A 23550-nucleotide genomic window follows, 5' to 3' on the forward strand; every position below is an offset into this window, starting at 1 on the left:
GTACCAGCAGCGAGGTAAGGAACTGCAGCTCGTCCGCGCGACGTCGAAGGACGAGTTGCGGCGCCTGATCCCGTTCCTCTCCGAGGGAGACCAGAACATCGCAACGCTGCTGCTCCTGGAGGGACTGCCCGTATCCGTCACGGCGGAAAGACTGAGCCGCCCGGCAGGCTCGGTGCGACAACGCCAACATGACATCGCAGACCTGCTGGCGGCGATGCTGTTGTCGGAGAATTGGGAACTACTGCTGGTCGAGGCGGTCCACGCGCACGAGCCGGCGATATTGGCACTGTGTTTCCCACGACTCACCCGTCTCCAGCAGCAGTATGCCGATCAGTATTTGGCACAGGCGCTTTCGACACGTGACATAGCGAGTACCCGGGGCATCCAGCAGACGACAGTCAACAAGCTGCTGCGACGAATCGCCCACATACTGGCGCGGGAACTTCCACCCACATTGGTGCGGCGTTATCTGAGGGCGGGCCCACTTCGTCGCGTGACGCTGATGGACATAGCCGTTCGGGCCGGAGTGACCGAGGGGACGGCGCGCCGGGTACTTGGTGGCGGACACGCCGATCCGAAGACGGAGCAGCAGATTCGGACGGAGGCCGCCCGGCTCGGATGGGCAAGTAGGCGACCCGGCGTCGTGGTGGACCATCCCGACGAGAAGTCACCGGTCCCGGCGGTCCATGAGGGCACCGCCGACTATCCGCGCCGCGGCAGAGCATTTCGAATCATCCGATCAGCACCACCGGAAGTGCTGACAGAATGCATCGGTCAACTTCCGCCGGGACTGCAAACAGGCGGCGCCCTGTTGTACTCCGACGAGCTGACCGTCGAGGAGAAGTCGAAGGCGCTGGGTTTGTCGCCGGCGCGGGTCGCCGCGCTGCGGCAGGCCGCAGCGCCACGGTTGGCGACGTTGCTGTCCGTCGGTGTGTTGCTGACCGACGGCTCGGCGATGTTCCTGATCGAGGCGATCGCGGCGCACTACCCGGATGTGCTGGGGAGGTGCTACTCGCAGCTTTCGCGCACCGAGTGGGAATACGCCGATCTGTATTTGGTGCAGGGTCTCTCGCAACCCGAAGTCGCTCGAGCGACGGGCCGCAGCCAGAGCACCGTCAAGGGCGCGCTGTATCGGATCGCGCACGTGTTGGCCGGGGAACTCCCACCAGAGTTGATGTCGCGGGTGCTGAGCCGAGGCCCGCTCCGGCGCGTAACGCTCGACGATGTGGCCACTCGGGCGCAGGTAAGCAAAGCACAGGCAGATCGCGTGCTCAACGGCCGCGGTGGAGTGAATCCCGAGGCGGCGAACCGGGTACAGTCGGCCGCCACCGAGCTCGGCTGGACGCAGCAGCGGCGCGGCATCGTGGTCGTGACCGAGACGGGTGTCGAGCCGATCGAACCAGCGAGCGTGACGCCGGCGACGCGATCCACTACCTCCGATACGCAGCCGACGTCGACCGTTGATCGCATCGACCCGGTCGCCATCGACCTTGGCGATGGCACCGAGTCCGAGCATCCCGCACCCGCGCAGCCGAACACGCACGAACCCCGTGAGCTTGCGCCCAGTGCGCGCCGAGCATTGGAGTGGGCAGAGGACGAGGCCGCCGAAGTGGTTGCCGAAGTGTTGCGTCAGGCAGATCGGCTCGGGGTCGATGCCGCTGACCTGCACCGGAAGAACGCAGACCAGATCGCCGAGGGAATAGCGCGGCTGAAAGACATCCAGGCCCGACGACTGAATGCTGTGCTACGCTGGCGCGTCCTCGATCACCTGGCGGTCAAGGTACTCCTCGACGACGAGGCGCTCCCCGCGATCAACGATAGATTCCAGCAGGTCAGGCCGCAGATCGAAGCCTGGCACGAGTACGTGGGCGAGGTGCGTGAGGCGTTGGCGGTGCTCGCGGCCGAAGATTTCTTGGCGGCAGCGGGTGCGCGCAAACTCGGCAGAGGTGTAGGGGTCGTCCATGGCGAGGACGGAACCATGCGGATCGTGGTTGCCTCACCATTGCGCGGGCAGCAGCACCTGCTCGATCTGGCGGATCCCATCCTCCGGGAGATGGCAGCCCAAGACCAGATTCCCATCGATTACTGGCGCGTACAGGTCGGCACGGATGGCCGGGTTACCGTCGGGACGGTGTCCGGAGTCCATGACGAACCGGAATCAGCGCTGAAGTTCTACGACGATCCCGACGCAATCGCGTGGATGAAAGACCTCGTCGACAAGCGGTCCTTCGCTGACAAAGTGGCTGAGGCAGAAGCCTCCGGTGTGCGCGAACGCAAGACCCTCAAGGGCGACTCGGGTGATACGACGATGTCGGAGCAGGTGGTGCTGATCACCTATCGCAACGGTTTCCGCGCAATCGAGAAGACGGTCCGCGACCTCGATCAGGCGGATGCCGAGGAGCTGGGCAGCCTGATAACCAGAATTATCGGGGTGCCTGCGCCGCAGATGCTGCGGCGTGACAAACGCGGTCTCGTCCTGCTGGTGGAATATGCGTCGGAAGTCGTCGATAATCCGACAGACAGCTCCTCCATGGCTCGTTTCAGGCACACACCGGTCTGGCGGCGACTGGTACTGGCCGAACGACTGCTACGAACGTGGGATCGATTCGAAGGCGCGAACCTGGGGGTCGACCACGGTGTTCGGTTGATTCCGATCGATTTCAGCAATTCGTTTCTCGAGCCGCACCTCGACCCCTCGATGGCAAGGCTGCTGGCGGGCGATCTGGAATTTCCACCGGCCGAACTCGAATCGATCCGAGAAGGTATCGACGACGCGGACTCTGTATTCGAGTCCATGAACCGGCGGCAAACGTGGTACGAGGACGTTGTCCGCATCTTCAGAGAGTTCCTGGCCTCCAGAGGCGCTTCGGAACCGCCACACACCACGTTGGCCGACACCCTTGACCTGCTCGTGCGACTCCGGGATGACCTGGCGTACCGATTCGGGGTCGGTCCCGAACAGGAAGACCCACGCGCGTGGCGCGCCGTAGTCGCAGAACTGCGGCGGACATTCTCCAACCGACGCGACGAATCCATGCTCGCCTACGTCGACGCCCTGGACGGACTGATCAAGCTCCTTCTGGACGGGCAGCTGCTACAGGTCGGGGCCGACGAACTCGACGACGACGTCTGGCCGGGCCTGATCGACGCCTACCTGGACGGCCTGTCGGTGCGAATCGCCGATCTGTCCGACGGCGCACACTACCCGATGCCGAACGGTGAATCCGATGCCGAGTGGCAGGCCCGCTTCGACCGCGAAATAGCGCGGACCGTCGAGCAACGTTCGCCCGGCGAACCGGGCGAACAGTCACGACCGGCCGACCCCGTCGCGATCGATCTCGGCGACAGCGAGCACGAACCCGAACTACCGATCGGCAATGCCGGGCCCGACATGCATCGGTCCGAGCCGGGTACGCCTGGGGATCCCGAGCGACAGCCGAGGGCGGACGGCGGCGCGACGCCGGGGCGGCCCGGCGACGTACCGCCGGAACAGCTGCGACGGCAGCTCGAACAGCTACTCGCGCAGCGTCGTACCGAACAGGCCGTCGCCTTGCTCCGGGAGCGCTTCGCGCACAACGTATTCCCCTGGATTCAGGCAAACCTGCGAATGCCGCGAGTAGCTCGGGAAGTCTTCGGCGAGGCGTGTGCACACGCGGTGGGACAGTTCGGCCGGATCGGGCAGCGCGACGTCGAGGAATGGGTTGTCCTCAACGCCAGAAATATCATGGCGCAGCACCGTGAGATCGCCGAAATTTGGCAGCGCATCCAGGATTTCGTGCTCCGCGGTGCACGATTGCGCGCTTCGGATCCGCTGGTCGCGGTGTTGGCCGCGGCGGATACCGTGCAGGTGCGGCAACACATGCGCGGGCTCACCCCGACCCAGCAGCAGGAGCTACGCCGATTCGCGCCGAGGCGTACGGGGCCCGATGCACGGTTCGCGATGCCCGGCGACCCCGCCGCCGAGCCCCCCTCACTGTGGCATGCGGTCTGCGAACTGGCCACGGCGGTTGCTGACGAGGGCGGCGTGCAGGCGTCACTCCCGGACACACCGAGGCCGCAGCGTACGAAGTCCCGCAACACCCCCGAGCCGACCCCTGCGTCCCGGGCCGAACCCGGAGACGATTCGCCCACATCGGATTATCGTTCAGAGCCTGCGGACAATGCGGCCGCCCTACCGGATATCCCCGCCGAAACGACGGCCGCGGAATTGGTGGCGGCGCTGGCCCGCAACGCAAACGCCCGGCACCTGCCACCGATCGTTCGGGAGGCGCTGAAGACCGACCAGCAGGCGCTGGAGGGCTGCATCGAGCAACTCGCCCCGTCGCAGCGACGGATCCTCCAGCTTCGCTTCGAACTCGAGATGTCACCCGACCGGACCGCGGATTGGCTGGATCGCACTCCAGGGGCGGTCCGCACCGCACAGCACGCCACCTTCGCTCGTCTGGCTCGTCTGCTGCAGGAGCATGCGGGCAATCAAGCCTTGTCGGTGGTCGAGGAGGCTTGGGAACAAGATCTCGACGCATTCCACCGCTGTATGGCCGCCCTCGGCGCGAAGCAGCGCGCCGTCATCACGGACCGGCTCGTACTCGGGCATGCCGGTCCCGAACTGGCCGCAGCGCACGGAAAGGACCACCGCAATACGTTTTATCGTGGCATCCAACGACTTTCGGCGCTGCTGCTCGGCGATGCACAAGCACGTCCCGGGGCACAAGCCGATCGGGAACTGGTTCAGCAGACCACACAGGAAGCACTCGTACTCGCCCTCCCCGGACTCACCAACGCCACGCATCGACAGACGCTGATATTGCGGTTCGTGCGCAGCCTGCCACCCGCGGAGGCGGCGGAGGCAGCCGGCGTCGGCACTCACGCGTTCGAGATGCGGGAGTTCCGCGCGATTCGCGCCGTCGCCGAACTACTGCGCCCGACCACCGATGCACCGGCAAGGACCGAGCCGCAGCCACGCCCGGTGGCGCTGTCCGATCGTGAGACCGAGATCCTCCGAATGATCGTGGCGGACATGTACTACACGGAGATTGCCGCAGCGCTGGCGATCACTCCGGCAGCCGCCCGCACGCACGCCCAACACATCTACCGCAAGCTTCGGGTAGGCAACCGGGCACAGCTCGCGCAGGCGGCACGGTCCGCCGGGATCGATCTCCGCTTCCCCGACGAGCAACCGGAAGCAGCCGCGAGAGAACACCGTCCAGCAACGAGATCTACTACATCGGAGGTGACTCCGCCATCATCTGGCAACCACATCGACCCCGTGGCCATCTACCTCGACGACGGCGATGAGTCCGAGCCGAGGACGGCCTCATCCTCAGGGACGAGCCGATCCACCTACGAAACAATGCCATTGCCGGAAATTCCGCTCGAGCCCGCGGACGACATCGAGCTGGTATGGCCTGAGGTTGATTCGCGCGGCTGGTTCGTGGTGCCCGGGACGGGGCCAGACAAGCAGCCTTATCACACCAGTGACCCCGAAAACGGCGACCCTTTCATCCTGCTCGCCAACGGAAAGTTCGTCACCGCCGACGCCTCGCACGAAGATCTGCTCAGCGCGCTCCTCGCGCAGGGCGTATCACTGGATGAGATCAGCGGCTTCGGATGGTGGCGGATCAGTGGCCGCGTGAAGGGTCTCGATGCGTTCAGCCAAGGTTTCGAGGAATGGAACGGGGATCCGATGAACCCCGCTCAGATCCTCGACGCCTTGGAGAACAGCAGAGCCGATCTCAGCGTGTGCGAATTCGACGAACAGTTCGGTTCCGAGCACCAGGGCCTGATGTGGCGAGGTGCGGCAGCCGAGATGCCCGTCGGACAGATACTCAGCCACGAAGGCGACGCATACAAGCTGCTGTCCGGCTACTCGTCCGCCGACGACGGCGCGGGTAACCGCCTCATCTTCTGGACCGACCTTGTCGCCTGGGAAGCGACCGCCGAGGGCCAGTCGTTCACCATCCGGGTCAACGCCGCGCGAAGTGAACCGGCCGAGGGCACGTTCACCGTGCGCGCCGACAGTGACTCTGTCGAAGCGCAGTACACCGCCGTCCGGTTCGGACAGGATCGAGCGCGAGCATCTCTCGCGTGGTCGGTCGTGCACGACAAGCTCACCTCCTGGCTCACCGATTCCGGCGCGTCCTGGGCGATGGGCAGCGAGACGGCTCCGACCGAAGACATTTCCGTCGCGGCCGGTCGACCCGCGACAGCGACGGAGTCGGCCCAGCGGTCCGAGCTGATCATTCGTGCCGAGCCCGAGGGGCGATACAGCCCGAACGCGGCGTCGGAAGCCGCGTCCTGGCTGGCCGAACAGCTCGACGGCCGGCCCACCGAACAAGTGAGCCTCGCGTGCGCCGAACTCACGGCCATGGTGACCGACGCCGCCGAACACCGCCGCGGCAGAGTCCACCTCATGGCGGAGACAACCGATGACCGGTTGCACGTGACGCTGCTCGACACGCACGCCGCCTCGATGCCGCGGAACGCGCGAGGCGGTATCCCGACCCGGTCCGGTCTCGCTGTCCTTCCCGGCCGTGCTGTCGCAGTGGATGATTCGACGCCGATACGCTCCGGCGTCGAGCTGTTCAAACGCCATGAGGACGGCTGGCACCAAGCCGTATGGTTCGAACTGCGCAAGCCTTACCCGGACCAGAACACAGGGCTGGCCGAAGCACCGCAATCGGCGGACGAAACTCTCGGCCCGATCCCGGATATCACCCAGGCGGGACAGCCGGGCCGCAAACCCATTACGCCGCAGCCACGGACCGGAGCCGAGAACCTCAGCTCAGCGGAATCCGACAGCCTTTCCGGCCCGGAACAGAACCGGTCCGCACCGACGAACAACCCGCAGGTCGGCAACCGCATCGAACCAGTCGCCATCGACCTGCTCCCCGAGCCGCAGCCTGACCAGGCGGGCGACGGGCATCCAGCCGACGCGAATGCACTCCGAGCGAGGCTGGAGTGGTTCCGGCGGAATGCCGTCGAAGGCGATGCGGCCCTCGCGCGCATCCGGAACGGCATGGGCCGGGCGCATCTGGCACATGACCCGACGGGAAATCGGGCGGACGAGATCATCGACGCGTTCCGGGAATACACCAAATTCGCCGGGCCCAACATGCCACTACGCGCAATGGGCCGAAACCTGACGCCGCATCAGCAAGTCGAACTAGCACGGCGGGAGGTGACTCGGGAGGAGGTCCTCGCGGCCGGAGCAAGCCTCGGTTGGCCGGCAGCTCGGTTCCGGGAGGAAGCCGGCATCATTGCCGCCCAGATCAACCGGATGGACTGGGCATTCCGGAACGCCCTTCCATCCACCGGACCGGTCACGATGATTCGAAAGCTGGACGATCTCGTGCGGGTCTTCGGTCGCACCGACAACTTGCTCGGTTACCGATCGACCAACTCCGGTTACACGTCGCTTTCACTGTCGGATGAGGTGTTCGCGGACCAGGATGTCGAGGTCATCGTCTACGCGGATGCCGGATCGGCGCTGATCGCCGTGGAGTCGGTTTCGGCAATGGATACCGCGCACGAGGGTGAGTACCGCGAACGAGAAATCATCGCCCCGCGGGGATCGACTCTCGTATTGCTCACCGAGCCGACCGAAGTCGACGGCAAAATAAGACTCGAAGCCGAACTGGTCACCGGGTTCCACAAGGATGCGCCCCAACCACGCCCGTATCCGACGGAATTTCAACCCGCCACAGTCGAACCGACTCCCGACTCCCGCTGGGCCTTCGGCACCGACGAGGGCGAGGAAGGATCCACGCTTCCAGCTGATCCACACCCCACCCCACCGGAGAACGAGCACGCGGCGCGGGCAATCGACGCACTGCGCCATCAGTTCGGGGAGCACGCGACACTGTCGTCGCTGGTCGAGCGCGTCGACCCCGATGAGGTAGTCGATGCCGCCCGGGCCCGCGCCAGAAGGAATGCGCGCTGGTGGTTCTCGCTGTCCACCGAAGAGCAGGCGGGGATGGTGGCTGTACATCCCGCCCTGATCGGCAATACCGACGGCATCCCGTACTCGGTACGTGATTACGCCAATCGCCGGTCGATCACCCGGCAGCTCACGCAACTGCGCCGGAACACCGGGAATCGCGAACTCACCACCGCGGAGAAGGCGCGTCTGCTCAACCTGGAGACCACTCGGGATCAACTGGCCGAAATCGACCGCCGCGTCGAGGACTTCGGATCGCCGCCGGTACAACTCCTCGCCTACGACGCCGAGAAGTACGACGGCAACGGCCGGATCTCCGTCTCCATCGGAGACGCCGACGAAGCGACGAACGTCACCCGCCATGTCGGCGGCTTCGGTACCACGCTGCGGTCACTGCTGTACCGATACGGGTTCGCGGGTGCGCAATACGAGATGACCTCACGGTATGCACCCGAAGAGACCGTGGCGGCCATCATCGATATCGGCTACGAACACCCGACCAAACTGCTGAAGGGAACGGTGCCGGTTCTCCCGTTCGATCCCGTCTATCACCGGTTCGCCGAAGTCGGTGGCTATGTCGTGGCGCGAGATACCGCGTCATACAACAGCACTCGCGAGGCATTGGCCGAACATCGGGGCAGCGCGCTGCCACGGCTGCACACTCTGCTCGGACACAGCTACGGCTCCACGACCGTGTGCTACGCGGGCCGGGACGCTCGGCTGGCCGGCGAGATCGATCAGGTGGTTCTGACGGCCTCCCCGGGCGCGGGCCCGATGACTCGGGCTACCGACTTCGGTATCGGGGCCGAGGACGTCTACGTGCTGACGGCGACCCGTGATCCCATCACCTGGCTCGGCGCCACCACTCCCGACCGGCGCGGCCGATTCCTCAACCGCGGTCTGGGACCGGATCCGGCCGGCGAGTCCTGGGGAGCGGTGCGGGTCACCGCGGAGCCACCGAAGACACCGGAGTTCCGCACGCGCATGCAGGTCCATCAGGGTTACAACTCGTATGCCGATATCGAGGCCCGGGTGCCGACCGAGTCGCTGGACAATATCGGCCTGATCACCGCGGGCCGTGGCGCCGAGGCCACCCGCGCCGAACATCGACCGGCCGATGCGGGCCGCGGTCCGGCGCTTCATGTCACCGATCCGGAACGCCGGCGGGCCGCCCGCACCCGCGCACTGAACGATGGCTTCGCTCCGGCGGAGGCTGCCGAAATCGAGCAGCTCATCGCCGAACTGCTGACCTACCGCGACAAGTACGGTAATCGTCCGTTCGCCTACCTCGAGAACATGCCGATTCCCAGCGCCGCCGAACCGTCCGGGCCGGATTGGGTCGCCAACCGCGGGCCGTGGTTCCGGGCGCTGCGCAAGGGCGACCTCGCCGCGCTGCGAACCATAGAACTCACCGCCAAGGATCTCTTCGAACTGAAGCGCTTGCTGCGACGTTCCCCCATCTACCTGACGCTCGCGCTGGTCGTCGCTACCGGTTTGAAAGCCGAACAGCTGCTGGGTATTTCCGACCCGGGGCCGCTGTTGTTCAAGCAGGAGAAGCGAATACAGGGCAACGAGACGATCGTCGTCTGGAAGTTCCGAACCATGCCGGAGGACGAGCCGGAAGGCCCCACCAGCAGCGCCGCCATCGATCGGGCCATGCCGTTCCAGCGGTACCTGCGTGACACATCGCTCGATGAGCTGCCGCAACTGCTGTCGATCGCGACGGGAACCATGTCCTACCTGGCGGGCAGACCGATGCTCGACGGCGACCGTGTCCAGATGCGGAAAGTGCTCACACCCGAGGAATACGAATTCTGGGAGCAGCACCGCAAGAACGATTTGTGGTCGGCGCTGCACTTCCCCGGCTGCCGCGGTTTCGACCGCGAGTCGCCGGAGTATCTGCGCACCAGATATCTCGCGGCCCGACTCTATTCGATGATCGGAAGCCGGTCGGTCGACGAGTACATGCTCGGGGTGATCGACCGGTACCTGCTCGGCATGGTCGGCAGCCAGGGCCGAGTACTGATACAGAAGCTCGCCGCCCACCTGCATGGCCGTTTCCTCTCCAGCCCCGGCGCAAGTACGGAGACGACCGATGCCGCGGCACAACCGTCGCCCGACGCCGAACCCACGCACTCCCCTGATGGTGACACCGATCGACCGGCCGTGGACAGCGGCGCGGCGCAACCGTCACCCACCGCGGCGGAGCCCGCGCCCGACGACCCGCTGCTCGAGCGGATCCGCGGCATCAACCCACTGCGCAAAGGGGACAACAGCGCCGAGTGCACCATCGCCGCAGACCTCCGGCTCAGCGGCCGGCCCGACATCGTCGCCGAACCGTCGACCACAGGACGAGCACCCGGTGACGACAACCGATCCCGCATCCGGTTCGTCCAGGCCCACTATGACACGACGTTCCAGCACGTCGAGAGCTGGAACGACCTCGAACAGCAACTCCTCGACGCCGGCCACCTGGCACGCGGCATCATCGCCTACCGCCACCAACCTTTCGGAGGTCCGCAAGGCCACACCGTCAACGTCGTCAACTACCACGGCAGCATCCGCTATGTCGACGGACAATCCGGCCGAGACGTCACCAAGACCATCCACGCACTGACCAACCGACTCACGTTACCCGCGAGCCATCGCAACCGACCTCCGGATATCGACGCCCACTTCCTCCGCACCGACGGCCACTACACCGGGTCCCGACCGGGCGCACCTGGCGTAGCGACGCCCGTCCCTGGCCCGCCCACGGTCGATGAGCCCGCCCGCGGGCCCGGGGACTCCGACCGGGACCCGCAAGGTTCGCCGGGATCCCGAATTTCCTCGAGCACGTCGAGCACCCGCGGTAACACAAAGACCCCCGGCAACAGCGTCGACCCCGTCGCGATCGACCTCGACGACGAAGACACCGAGGACGATAATTCTGCCGAAGGTCCGCCGGCCGACGGTCCGGTGAATCCGCTCGACGGCGCTCAGGTGGTACGGCTGATCCTCGATGGCCCGTCGGTACCGGTGCAATGGCAACCGGCCACCCAGCTGCCGGACAGTGTGCTGCTCGCCTCGGCCGTCGAGCAGGATGTCGACCTCGACGCGATCCGTCGGAGGTGGGAAGAACTCCTGGAGGAGTATCCGGGATCGGGGTGGCGTATGGGCGGAGGGCTGTTGTTCCGTGGCGACACACGTCCGCGCAGGGACCTGTGGGCGGACGGGTTCCTACCGCTGTCACAGCGCGACGGCAGGGTTGTCTACACGACGGTGCGGGTGAATCGGTCTGCCGATTACGGCGAATCGGTGCTGGTGGACGACGACACCTCGGAGTGGACCCTCGTCCATCAGATCTACGTCATCGACGCGCCCGGCGGATTCGGAGTGGTGGACGAGAACGGCGGTGTCGTCTCCGTGCACTGGCCGGGAGGCCTGCGTAGCGATCGCGTCATGGGCTGTTTCGAGATCCCCGCGCAAATCTGGCGGGGCGATTTCGCCGCCCTTGCCGACGAATTACCGCGGTACTGGCGCCCCAACCCTGGATACTTGCCGGACGGCCCCACCGATACAGGGACGACTCCCGGCACCCCCCAAGATCCCGTCGCGATCGACCTCGGCCCCTACGACGACGACTCCGCGGGCCACGATGTCGTCGTTCCCGGGCACGCCACCGGTACCCCGGCCGGGGTTGCCGAGCTGGTGGGCGAGGATCTGTCGTTTCGCGGTGATGTCGCAGAACGGCTTTTCGCACAGCACATCCCGGACGGTGAGCCGCCGGTGACGACGACTCGTGCCGCTTGGGAACGGGATGTCCGCCGTGCGGTGCGCGGTGCGGAGGCGAGACTCGCGGGCCTACGCCCCGGCCCGGGGCCCGAATCGGGATCGGGCTTGCTCGGCCTGCCGCCGTTGTCCGAGATGTTCTGGTCACGAGAAGATCCGGTGGACGACGGCGCGCAGCCTGTCGGCCTGTACAGCCCGCCGATACTCGACGGCCACGTCCGGGACAGCGCACAGGCGGGATCGCATGGCAATCACACCGCATTCGGCCCACCCGCCTGGGTGTACGCGGCATTCGCCGTCCGCAATCCCTGGCCGCCCGAGGTACGGCCGCAGGTGCTCAACTGGTGCATGCAGCAGATTCGGCAACGGCACTACGGCGCTGCGGAAGCCGACTTCCACCGCTACCTTGCGGTCGAAGCACGAATCGCGGCCATCCGCCAGGCACTCCACGCGCCCACGGACATCGCTACCGACCCCGGCCGGTCCACCGATCTGGTGTCGGCGTTTTCCACGAACCTCGCCTTCGTGCGCCGCGAAGCGGCCATCGGCCGGGCCCTCCTGAATCGTGGGAAGCTCAGCGCCGGGTCCGCGTACGTGGACGCCCTGCGTCGGACAACGGCACATCGACCGGTACCCGAGGACGAAGGTCAGCGTGTGCTCGAAGCCTTCGCGAGCCACCTGTCCCGGGGACGGCCGTCGAACCTCTACGCCTATATGACACCGGCACTCGATGAGCCGCTCCCACCGCGGCTCGGGTCTTCGATTCGAAGATTGCTGGAAAACCGACAGCAGGTCGAGTTGAGCATCGCTATCCGGCCTCCGGCGACACAGACACAGCGCAGAACACACAGACTGAACGTGACCGGCGCCGCCTACGAGCCGGACCCCGCCCGCGAGGGGGCGGTACGCCTCCGCATGCACGCCGCGGTAATGATCGATCAAGCTGAATTCGGCGATATAGAACTTATTTTTGGGCTCGATGCCTCCGGAATCGTTACGGCTTACGTCGAGCCCGGCCCGGCCGGCGACTTCCTACCGGAGTATCGGTCCGCTCGGGGCGACACAGGACGAGGGTCGTTCCTCGACTTGGTTCGGCACTTCGTGCGCGGCGCCGGCGCCGATGTGCTGCAGGTGAAGGTGGCCGACGACGCGGGCGCCGCGGAACTGCACGGTCGCGACCTGCTGTCGCGAGCGGGCCTCGCACCGGTCGAGAACGCGCCGCAGTGGCTGAGCGAACGCTGTGGACCACCGGCGGTCGCGGCCGACCCTGTCCCGTCGGGCCTGGATCGACGACTCACTCGCGAGCAGGTGCTCGGGTTGATGGAACAGGTCCGTGTGACCTCGCCGCACGAATCCGAAAACCAATGCGGTGTCTGGCATCTGCCGCTACCCGCCGGACCGGGTGCGACCTCGGTACCGATGGTGACGGTCCGGGTGTACCTGGACGAGGCGGAGCGTTTGGGCTTCGATCTGGACTCGCTGGCCGTGCCGGCGGCGGAAGCGTCGGACCTGTTCCACCAGGCCGGGGTGCGGGGCCCGCGGCTGCTCTATGACTCCGAGTCGTCGCCGATGGCGATGGATTTCAAGACCCGCGTGACGATTCACGAGCACATCGCGGGCGATGAAGTCCTGCCGGACGAGGGTTGGGACCGCACAACCGAGGACGTCTTCCTCGAGTTGTCTCGACTACATGGCTTGTCCTCCACTCCCCACACGAAGTATCGATGGGACCGGGAGCAAGGACACCGTGTGCTGGAACTGGAGCGCGGCGACTTCGACCACAGGCTGGACACGCTGATCGGCGGCGTCCCGCTCTTCGTCTTGTGGCAGCCGACGCTCCTCAACGAGGGCAGCGAGCTGATGGGCTTCACGCACGGCAACCCGATCCGCCGCAAGATGCGGCGCGGCGCCGACGGCCGCATCGGGTTCACCGATTCGAAACTCGCGCAATACGCGCCCATCGCATGGGATTGGGCCCGGTATTACCTCGTCAACGACTGGGCCGACGACGCCGAACGACGTGCTGTGCACTCCGAAATCCGCACGATTCTGCAATACCGATACGGAGACGGTGTCGGTGACGAATTGGTAGCGGACTTCGAGCGCTACGTGCTGCTGGAGGCGCGCAAGTCGATCATCGGCGACGCCTACCGGCTACCCAAGAAGATCGCCACAGGGTTCGCGACCATCGAGGAGGTGCTTCCGGACTTCTACCGGAACGTCGCCCTCGTCCGCCGCGCCGCCGGGCAGGACCCCATCTCCGAGGAGGCGGTTTACGATCTGCTGGCGGAATGGGCGCTACGTGAGCTGGAATTGCTGGACACGCCCGCCACCGCGGCGACTACCTGGGAGATTCCGCCCGTTCACGCGACGGAACCACGCCGGTGGATGCGGCGGATGCTGCACGCGGCTGTCAGGGAGCTCGGTGCCGGTTACCACGATGTGGACGAGTCGGCGGCACTGGCCGCCGTCCAACGCTGGGACGGACCGCCACGGCTGGAGCCGGTCAGGCTGCGGTGGCTGGGCTCTTCGGACAGCGTCATGGCCGTCGTCACAGCTGCGGTCGTGGAAGGCACGCGCGTCCGCGGCGAGGTCTATTTCACCTTTTCCTGGGATGCTTCCAACCGGCTCGTCGCAGACTGCGTCGGCGACCTCGGCCAGAAGGTCGAACCTCTCGTGCTCGACTTCGTTCGTGACGCGGGCGCGGACCGGCTCCGGGTGACGTTGGTCAGCGACTGGCCGGCTGCGGCTCGGGCCGGATTCGACTGGAATAGGGAGCATCTCGGCGAGAAGGAAGCGATCCGCAACGCCCTGTGCGACGCCATAGACGACCTCGAACGGCGCGAGCCGACCGTCCCGCCCGGCGTCGCAGAAATAGGCCGAAGGTTGCGGGCAGGTGACCTCCCTACGCCGAAGGAACTGTGGGATGCCGGGCTGATCGAGGCCGGTGTGCCGCTAGAGGAGATCGCCGCGCCGTGGGCCGGGTGCATCGACCTGGCCGACGCACCCGCTGCCACGGACCTCGGATGGAGCCAACCCGAAGCGCGGCCGGTCGTAGCCATCCCCACGGACCCGCCCGCACAGGAAACCTTGCTGGACAACATGAAGCGCGAAGGCCGCGGCACACTGAACTCGAAGGTTGCCGCCAGGCAGATCCTGCGGGCCCGACTCCGAGCACCCGACTACGAGGGAAACAACAAGCGGGCGTGGCGCTACCGAGACGACAACGGCAACCGGATAGTCGTGCACCAGATTCTGCCGACGACCACAGGTGAAAAAGACCTCACCCGCAACCCCGATCCGTCGCATCGGAATGTCCGCTGGTTCCATTGGCTTCCGTTCGATGCACCCGATGCCGTGCAGCTTGCCGGAACTGTGACCGATGTCCCGGCGCGGGTATACCGGTGGCGCGATTACTACGTGGAGGAGTATGCCGACGGACGCACCCCGGAGCCGGATGATCCGAACTGGGAGCTGATCTTGAACAAGATGTTCGAGGCGAAGCGACGTCTGCTGAATGTGCAGCTACCCCCGCATCTGCAGGTGCGGCCGGTGACCGAACACCTCCACCTCTATCTGGATCAGCAGCGCCGCAACTACCGTCGCCGCGCGCCCTGGCTGGATCGGCTGTTCCGCCTCGCCCCGCATCAGGCTTGGTCGCCGGAGACCGACGACGCGATTTGGCGGCCGAGCCTCAATCACAACGACATGACGCTCAGCAACCTGCGAATCGACGACGAGAACGACACCGCGACGCTGATCGATTGGGACAATGCCGCCGTCACCCATCCGCTGTGGGATTACGTGACGATGCTGTGGTCGAACTGGCCGCCGGAGATCGCCGAGCAGGTCGAGAACAAGATCAGAGCCGAGGTCCGCGACCTCGAGGCCAACGGGCTGGTCGGACCGGGCGCCGAAGCGGAACTGGATCGGCTGCTGACAATGGGATGCCTCGACTCGCTCTACGCCGATTCGCGCAATTTCGTCCAGCAGATCGCGGAGGATGCCGGCAAGGCCGACCGGCTCACCGGAAGGTTCTACTCCGACTATCGACGGCTGTGCCGCCTGCGCGGATGGGAGCCGGAGTCGCCGGATGTCGTTCGCACGCTGATGCTGGAAGCGGTGAACGAGGTGCGCACGAGGCAGGGGCTGCCGCCGCTGCCGAATGAGCCTGCGGCGCAGCCGAGTCGGCAGGCCCCCTCATCCGCGGAACGTCCGGAGGCTGTCGCATCCACGGCACGCCCGCATGCGGTTCTGCCGGCCGCCGAGGTCGCAGGCGACACCGAACTGCGGGCTGTCGTGAACGGTCTGCTGGATCGACGGTACGGTCCTCGCGACTACGCCGTGACACCGACCGCCGCACGGTACACCGACAACGCCGGGAATCGGTGCCTGACCGTATCGGCCACCATTGTCGCCGGGGGCACGTGGCGCGTCGGCGAATCGGGCGACATGCGTTTCCATGTCAGCCAGGGCGGAGTCGCCGAGGGCCTACCGGGCGTCGATGAAGCGGGCGATATGCGTTTCCATGTTCGCCGAGACGAAGATGGCCAGTTCACGGTGACTTTCGACCACCTGGTGGTCGATCCGGCCTTCGCGGGCGGGCACTTCGCGCAGCACTTCGTTCCGCAACTGCGCCAGTGTGTCGGCACGGATGGCCGGGTCATCGTGCCCGTCAACGGCCCGACCGGCTTCACAATCGCGGCACAGCACAGTCTTCGGCTGGATTCCGATCCGGACCATCTGGCCGAATCGCGGGAGAGCACGGCGCACCTGCTGAGCACCGACCCGCGGGAACTCATCGCCGACCCGATGCTCGACCGGTTCGACCGGCCCGCCGAGGCACGACCGACCTTCCCGGAGCTGGCCGCGTATCTCGAGCCGTCCGCACAGCAGTGGCCGCAAGACCGCCGGTGGTGGGGCGTGCTGGACGGTGCGTCCACGGACGCTTCCGATCCACTCCCCGGCGCGGCTCCGCGACCGACAGCCCGGATGGCGTCCCTCGGTGCCGAGACCGAGGATCCCGCATTGACCGGAACCGACATCGAACTTCTCACCACGCTGTTCCGCAATCGAGCCCACTTCGCCGGGAATCATCACGGGGTCTGGATCTTCGAGCTCAACGGCCGGAAGGTTGTCATCCGGGCGTCGATCAATACGCCGAATCCCAATTTCGATCCCCGGATCGGCCTCACGTTCGGGGAATCCGCCGCGGTCCGGCTGTGCCGGAAGGCCGGTGTCCGGGTACCGGCGCTGTATCACGTCGGCGCCCAGGAGTCCTATCCCGAGCATTACCTGTTCCACGAGTACCTCGACGGGGAACACCCCACACCGGATGATCCGTGGCAAGACGTCGCGGAGGCCCTGTTCCCGGCGCTCGACCGCCTGCACGCCCTGCACGCCGAGCACTGGGCCGAGGCCGAACCCGAGCAACAAGTACCCACCACCCGCGTCGAATGGGAGCGGCGACTGGTTCGCGAGGTGGCACGGATCCCCCTGGAGTTCGACACCGATGATCGGCTGCACGGCGAACTGGGTCTGCCCGACCTGTACGAGATCTTCGACGTGCGGCCCGCAACGGACGACGATATCCAGCTCGGTGTGCTGCACGGCGATCCGACCTTCCTCAATATGAAGCTGGGCCCCGATGGGGCCGGGTTGCTCGACCTGGAACTGACCCAGCCGGGATCGCCGGTGTGGGATTACGTGGCGTTCGCGACAAGGAACCCGTGGCCTACCCCCACCGTCCGGAACGAGGTCATGAACTGGTGCCGGGCGCGACTGCGGCGCGACCACGGCGCGGACGCTGCTGCGGACTTCGACCGATATCTGGTGCTGGAAGCATGGAAATCGGTCGCCGGAGACAGCTTCCGGTTGCCGCTGCTGATCGCCCGCGACCCGAGTTTCCTCGCCGACGCGACGGATGCGTTGCACCGCAACCTGAAGGTCGTGTTCGCGGCCGCGGGTCGACGGGCACCGGATGAGACCCAGGTGCGTACCCTCTTGCAGCGATGGTCTCGCCAATTCGTACGGCAACGCGAAAACCACCTGACGGCTGCGGATTCGGCTGCCGATCGATCGGCAGCCGTCGAACCGGCTACCCAGGCGACGGATCCGGACACATCCTGGCTGCCGCGGCTGTCGGTGCGCGAGTTGCTGGTACGGGGCACGATCGGGCACGACAGCGCCGCAGCGGAGGCCGGCCTGTCCGAAGCCATCGCCACCCTGCGGTGTACCGACGGACCTGCCAGGCTGGAAGCTCTCGCGGCGGAGTACGAGCCACTCGACGACGCTGACCCGGGCGTGGTGAGCCGCATTCGGCTGCGCACCGTGCTGATGGACGGCACCCGCGAATACGGCGAAATCGCGGTGCGTTTCAACCTCGACGAGTACGGACGAGTCACCGCACGTCCGGAACCGATCGGCGCCGACCTCGATCGCCTCGCCGCCGACTACGGCGGCCCGTACCTCCTCGGACCGGCCGAAGACCTGGCCCGGCGGATGGGCGCCGATGCGATCGAGGTCGAGGTTTCGCGCAAAGACGGCGTCCGAGCGGCGCGGTGCGGCTACAGCTGGGTCGCCGAGCCCGGCGGGCAGGCCGGGCCAGGTGCGTGGTTCGCCCGACGATGGGCGTACAAAGACCTCACCGATTCTGCGCTGCCGACCACCCCGATCACATTCCGCCCTGCCCTGCGCCGCCCGCAGGGCACCGATTACCTGCTCGACATCGCCGAACCGGTCCACGACGGCGGCTTGGAGCTCGACGATGCGGCCCGCATGCTGATCACCGTCGTGACGAATTCCCCCGATGTCGCCGGCCATTACACGGAGGTCTGGTGCGTCACCGACGGCGGCGGAAAGCCGGTGAAGGTGCGGCGCATCGTCGCCACGCCTGGAGACAAGGATCTGGCCGCCAATCCCACGCATCCGAAACTGCTCGCCGGAGACCGGCTCGTCGACCAGGTCCCCCTGGACGATGAACGCGCGGAAGGTCTGGCCCGGCAGGCAGGTGTCGACGTGCCGACGACGATGGCCCACTCCGACGACTACTCGTTCCGCGAAATGGGCCCCGGCCGCGTCCCCACGACCGGTGACCCGGACTGGCCACGGACTTTGCGCGCCCTGCTCCGACAGCTGCGGCGGTTGCAGGCGGTCGAGCTGCCCGACGATCTGTCGGTCCGCACCGTAGCCGACCAGGAACAGCTGTACCTGAGCATGCAGCGGATCAAGCAGGAACAATCTCATCCGTTCCTGCACAGGATGCGAGTACCGCTGCCGCACGAGATCTGGGTGCCGGGCGACACCACCTGGACGGCCGGGCTGAGCCACGGCAACGCCACCTTCCGCAACCTGTGGGTCCGGCCCGACGGCGAAGTACGCCTCGACAACTGGAATCTCACCGGCGTCCGGCACCGGTTGTGGGACTACGTCACCGTCTTCTGGAACTCATGGCCGCCGGAGGCCCTGGGCCGGGTGACGACCATGGTGGAGGACGAAATTCGCGACCAGCACGGTGAACCCGGAGTTCGGGAGTTCCGGCGGCTGCGCGCCATGGCCGCCCTCGACTCGCTGTACACCGACTCCCGATACTTCGTACACAAGATCAGCGTCGACCCCGCCACAGCCGGCCCCCTGACACGTCGCTTCTACTCCGACTACCTCGCCCTGTGGAGCTACGCCGAGACGACCGGGCAGTGGCCGTCACGGGGGACGCGACTGACCTATCAGCAGGTCCGCGACCTCATGCTGCATGCCGCCGACCCGAGCCGGCCCCGCCCCGACCTGCCCAGCACAGGTTTCGACGCCACGCCGCACTCGACTCGGCGGACCACCGTCGCACCGGACCCGAATCTGTCGGAGGTGCCGGCCATACCGGATCTGCTCGCCGAACCCCCTGCCGAAAGCGAGTTGCTACCGAGATTGTCCGGCCTGCAACGGGAGTACGGCCTCGAGCTCGAGCTCCGGCTGACCCGCGTCAACTATCTGCCCACCGACGACGAGTCCATCTCGGGAATACGGATCCGCGGCGTGTTCGTCAGCCGTGGCGAGAATCCGGCCGAGGCGGGCGATCTGGATCTCTCCATCGAGTTCGACGAAAACGGCCGGCTCACCGCACGATTCGACAAGCTGTGGATAGAACCGTGGCAAGCCCACACCAGAGCCGTTGATCAGGTCGTCACCTCACTCCTCGCTTACCTCCGCCGGTCCGAGGTGGAAGATGTGACCTTCACGGTGCACGGTCGCCGCGGGGCTCGCGCCGCGATCAGGCACGACCTCGACTGGAACGGCGTCACCGATCCCGACCATCTCGCCGCAGGCATGCGGGCGCTGAGCGGCCGCATCCGTGCGGATCTCGCCCTGCAACCGGACGCTGTGATCACCCGGGAGTTGCGACAACTCCTCGACGAACTGGATCACCCACCGAACGACGCCGCACCGAACGACCGCTACCCCACCCTCGCCGAAATCGACCGCCACCTGCCGAGGGGAATGCACGCGGCCGACTTCTTGACGGGATTCCACTGGATCGGCCACACCACGCCGTGAGATCGGTCAGGGTTGCCCCGGCTCCTCGCCCGGTCGTTCTACGAGCGTTTCCACGAGGGCCGAGGCTATGGCCGCCACGGCGCGATCCTCATCGCAGGACAGTTGCCGCAGGGTATCCAGCGCGATGGTCCCCGGCATTTCAGCGAGCGCCTGGGTCAGTCGGATTCGCACCGCCGAGTCCGCCGCATATGCGGTGAGCTGTTCGACCAGCGCACTGATGATCCGATCCGCCCACTCCGCGTCCTGCGCCAGCGTTCCCAAGAGTTCGGCCGCCTCGACGTCGTTCGGGCCTTCGACCACCGTGCCGACAAGCGCGGGCACGGCCCGGGTCACGCCCCGCGCACCAAGTGCCAGAGCGGCATGTCTGCGGACCGTCGCGTCCTCGTCGTCGAGCGCGTCCGTGAGCACCGCGGTCGCCTCGTCGCCCGGTAGCTCGGCGAGCGCGAGCACCGCGCGCCGCCGGACGTCGATGTCAGCCGAGCCCATGCCGGATGCCACGCTCGCCACGCCGTCACCGCCGGACCGCGCGAGTGCCCACCGCAAAGCCCCGGCCACATACGGATCGGATTCGGTGAGCACCGCCTCGGCCAGCAGTTCGGCAGGCACCGCTACGTCCTCGGCCGGGGCCAGGACGGCCTGCTGCCGCCGGGCGGGGCTCTGCGAACCGAGTCCGTGCAGCAGTTCGACGATGCGCAGGACGTCTTGCCAGTCCGAGGGTTCGGCCGAATCGACCGTACGAAGCCGCTCCAGAAGTTCTCGCTCCCGGTTCAGTCGTTCTTCGGTCTTCCGAATGAGGTCGCCGACCAGCGCGGACGGGGTGAACGCGGCATCATCGAGAGCGCGTCCGATCTGGCTCAGTGACAGCCCCAGGGAGCGCAGGCCCTCGACGTGGAAGATCCGCCGGATGTCTTCCGGAGAGTATTCCCGGTAACCGCCCACGGTGCGGCCGGTCGGTCGCACCAGCCCGAGTGCGTCGTAGTGCCTGAGCATGCGGGCGCTCACTCCCGAGCGGCGCGCCACCTCACCGATCAGCACGCAGTCGTCTCCTCCCGATCCGGGCCGAGCGCGACGACCCGCCGCGCCTCATCGATGGCCATGTCGAATCCGGCGTCCGGATCGCGTAGGAGCCGCTCCGTGGCGCGCGCATGCGCCCGCACCGTCGGGTCGGAATTCGCCATCGCGGTCCGGAGGACCGGCTCGATCACCTCCCCGAGCGCGACGAGAGCGCGGCTCAGGCTCAACCGTACCTCCCGGTCTCCCCGGCCGAATTGCCCTGCCAGTTCCGCGCCCAGCCATTCTTTCGTTTCGTCGGGCACGAGAACGACGGCAGCGCGCCAGGCACTCCGCGCGACTTCATCGTCGGCATCGTGCAGCAACGAGCGCGTGATCGCCGGCCACGCGCTCGGATCCCCGATCTTCGACAGCGTGTGCAACGCTTGGCTGCGGGCCTGCGCCCGCTCGGAACGCACCTCCGTGAGCAGTTTCGGCACCGTGAGCTCCGCCGGGAGCCGAGTCAGCGCCCAGGTGAGCATGTCCCGTACGAAGAAGTCCGGCTCGATCGCGGACCGCTCTAGCAGGGCATCGATGAAACCGGGTTCGGGATGCGTGCCTACCGCCAGCGCCGCCTGCAGCCGCGTCGACGAGTTCGCGGCCGCCAATGCGTCGAGCAGCCGGGTGTGCTGTGTATTGCTGTGTGTCGAATTGATGGGGACCACCTCCGACAGCCAGTGAAGGCCTTCACACAGTGAGAAGGTCAAGCGAAGCCGGGGGCACTCGTCCACCTCTCCCCCGCGATCACCACGTGGTCGAGGAAGCGGAGGCCTACGGTGTGGGCGGCTTCGGTGAGCATGGTGGTGGTGCGACGGTCGTCTGAGCTGGGGGTCGGGTCTCCGGAGGGGTGGTTGTGCACGATGGCGAAGGCTCGGCCGTCGTGGCGCAGGACGGTGTTCAGGATTTCCCGGACGGGGACCGCGACCTGGTCGATGGCGCCCTCGGCGACGAAAACCTTCTGGCGCAGGCGGTTCTGCGCGTCGCAGACGAGCACGAGCAGGCGTTCGACCCGGCAGCCCACGAACAGCGGGAGGGCGCTGGCGGCCACGTCGGCGGAGCAGGCGAGCCGGATCGACGTGTCCGGCCTGCCGCGCGCTCGCGCGCCGAGGTGGAAGGCGGCGATGATCGCGGCGGCCTTCGCCACGCCGATGCCCGCCCTGCGCGACAACTCCTCCGGACGCGCGGACGCCAGCCCGGCGAGCCCGCCGTGCTCGACCAGCAGCTCCACCGCCAGGTCCAGCGCGCTCGCACCGCGCCTGCCCTGCCGTAACAGCAGGGCCAGCAACTCCGCGTCGCTCAGCGCGTGCGGCCCGAGTGCCAGCAACCGTTCGCGCGGCCGCTGCGTCACCGGCACGTCGACTAGAGAGACCGCCATGAACCCCACCCCTCGCCTCACGCCAACAGTGCCCGGGATTCTGCCAGCGGCCACCGACAGTTCGGCCGGGACCGGCCCGGCCTGGCCGGTTCCTCGGCGTACCGACCCGAGCGCTCAGCAGCAGAACGCCGATTCTCGCCCCGAGGCCCGCGCGCCGGCGAACCGTACGGACGACTCGGCAGCGGGACGCCGCGCCCATATGCTGGCTGATGTGCGGTTCGGTAACCGAGTCGGTCGCGAGCTGGGGAGCTGATGGCGATGTGGTACCTGAAGGCGCAATGGCACCACGATTTCGACGACGAACCGGTCGAGCTGTACAGCGAGATCGGTGACGACGGCTTCGAGGTGCGCAAGGTCGAAGTCTTCCGCGACGGGCACCGCGACTGGGCCGATTCCGATCGCGGCACCGGCACCACCGAACTCGGGCAGATCCCGGTTCCGACCCCGGAGGAGCTGAGCGAGGAGACCGAATTCACCGCACTACAGATCGACGCCGCGGAGTTCGACGCGGTCTGGCGGCGCGCTCTCGACGAGCGACGGGCTACCTCCCCCCGATAGCCCGCTCGATCGAAGGGTCTAGCGGTCCACCACCGCGACGTCCGGTAGCCCGACGAACGCCTTCGCGGCGAGCCGCGCCAGATTGTGCAGCTGGCGCTCGTGCACGACGATCCGGCGCAAGGCCTCGTTGATCGTGGCGTCGCTGGTCGCCGTGCCCATGATGGCGGCGGCCGCGGCGAGTAAGTCCTGGTCGAGATCGATCCGCACGGATTTCATGCGCCCTCCTTCGTACTTTCGCCATCTTGCGGCATGGCGCCCGCTCATGTCCGGCAAATCAGGAACTCGGGCTTGCGTTGATACCTTACGGGGGTAT

General features: G+C 66.8%; 6 protein-coding genes (1 of these 6 cut by a window edge). 2 read left to right on the forward strand and 4 right to left on the reverse strand.

Annotated features, from left to right (window positions below; all coding sequences use genetic code 11):
* Positions 1-20254: the 3' end of a sigma-70 family RNA polymerase sigma factor gene (locus tag GVY64_RS05625; protein WP_159839473.1), read on the forward strand. 22955 nt of this gene lie to the left of the window's left edge; 20254 of the gene's 43209 nt are visible here — the last part of the coding sequence; the start codon falls outside the window, past its left edge; its stop codon occupies positions 20252-20254.
* Positions 20255-20260: 6 nt separating this feature from the next.
* On the opposite strand, the gene GVY64_RS05630 is transcribed toward GVY64_RS05625, so the two are convergent.
* The 3 genes from GVY64_RS05630 to radC are packed head-to-tail and all read right to left on the reverse strand — an operon-like array spanning position 20261 to position 22679.
* Entirely contained in the window at positions 20261-21289 is a 1029-nt protein-coding gene (locus GVY64_RS05630; RefSeq protein ID WP_159839475.1) for a HEAT repeat domain-containing protein, read from the reverse strand.
* The gene (locus tag GVY64_RS05635; RefSeq protein WP_236566648.1) at positions 21283-21969 is read right to left on the reverse strand and encodes a HEAT repeat domain-containing protein; all 687 of its coding nucleotides are present in this window, start codon (positions 21967-21969) and stop codon (positions 21283-21285) included. The genes GVY64_RS05630 and GVY64_RS05635 overlap by 7 nt, the downstream gene beginning before the upstream one ends.
* 38 nt (positions 21970-22007) lie before the next feature.
* Positions 22008-22679 carry a RadC family protein gene (radC, locus tag GVY64_RS05640; protein WP_159839477.1) on the reverse strand — a complete coding sequence of 224 codons (672 nt, stop codon included), beginning with the start codon at positions 22677-22679 and terminating at the stop codon, positions 22008-22010.
* A 252-nt stretch (positions 22680-22931) separates the two neighbouring features.
* Here radC and GVY64_RS05645 point away from each other — a divergent pair, with 252 nt between their 5' ends.
* Positions 22932-23237: a DUF6881 domain-containing protein gene (locus tag GVY64_RS05645; RefSeq protein WP_159839479.1), complete on the forward strand. Its 306-nt coding sequence runs from the start codon at positions 22932-22934 to the stop codon at positions 23235-23237.
* A gap of 18 nt (positions 23238-23255) precedes the next feature.
* On the opposite strand, the gene GVY64_RS05650 is transcribed toward GVY64_RS05645, so the two are convergent.
* Positions 23256-23453 carry a type II toxin-antitoxin system VapB family antitoxin gene (locus GVY64_RS05650; protein WP_159839481.1) on the reverse strand — a complete coding sequence of 66 codons (198 nt, stop codon included), beginning with the start codon at positions 23451-23453 and terminating at the stop codon, positions 23256-23258.
* Positions 23454-23550: the final 97 nt, after the last annotated feature.

Source organism: Nocardia sp. CY41 (assembly GCF_009829325.1).
Classification (GTDB): Bacteria; Actinomycetota; Actinomycetes; order Mycobacteriales; family Mycobacteriaceae; genus Nocardia.

Coding starts and splice junctions, on each gene's coding strand:
- radC (WP_159839477.1), bottom strand. CDS start 22,679: ATGGCGGTCTCTCTAGTCGACGTGCCGGTGACGCAGCGGCCGCGCGAA.
- GVY64_RS05645 (WP_159839479.1), top strand. CDS start 22,932: ATGGCGATGTGGTACCTGAAGGCGCAATGGCACCACGATTTCGACGAC.
- GVY64_RS05650 (WP_159839481.1), bottom strand. CDS start 23,453: ATGAAATCCGTGCGGATCGATCTCGACCAGGACTTACTCGCCGCGGCC.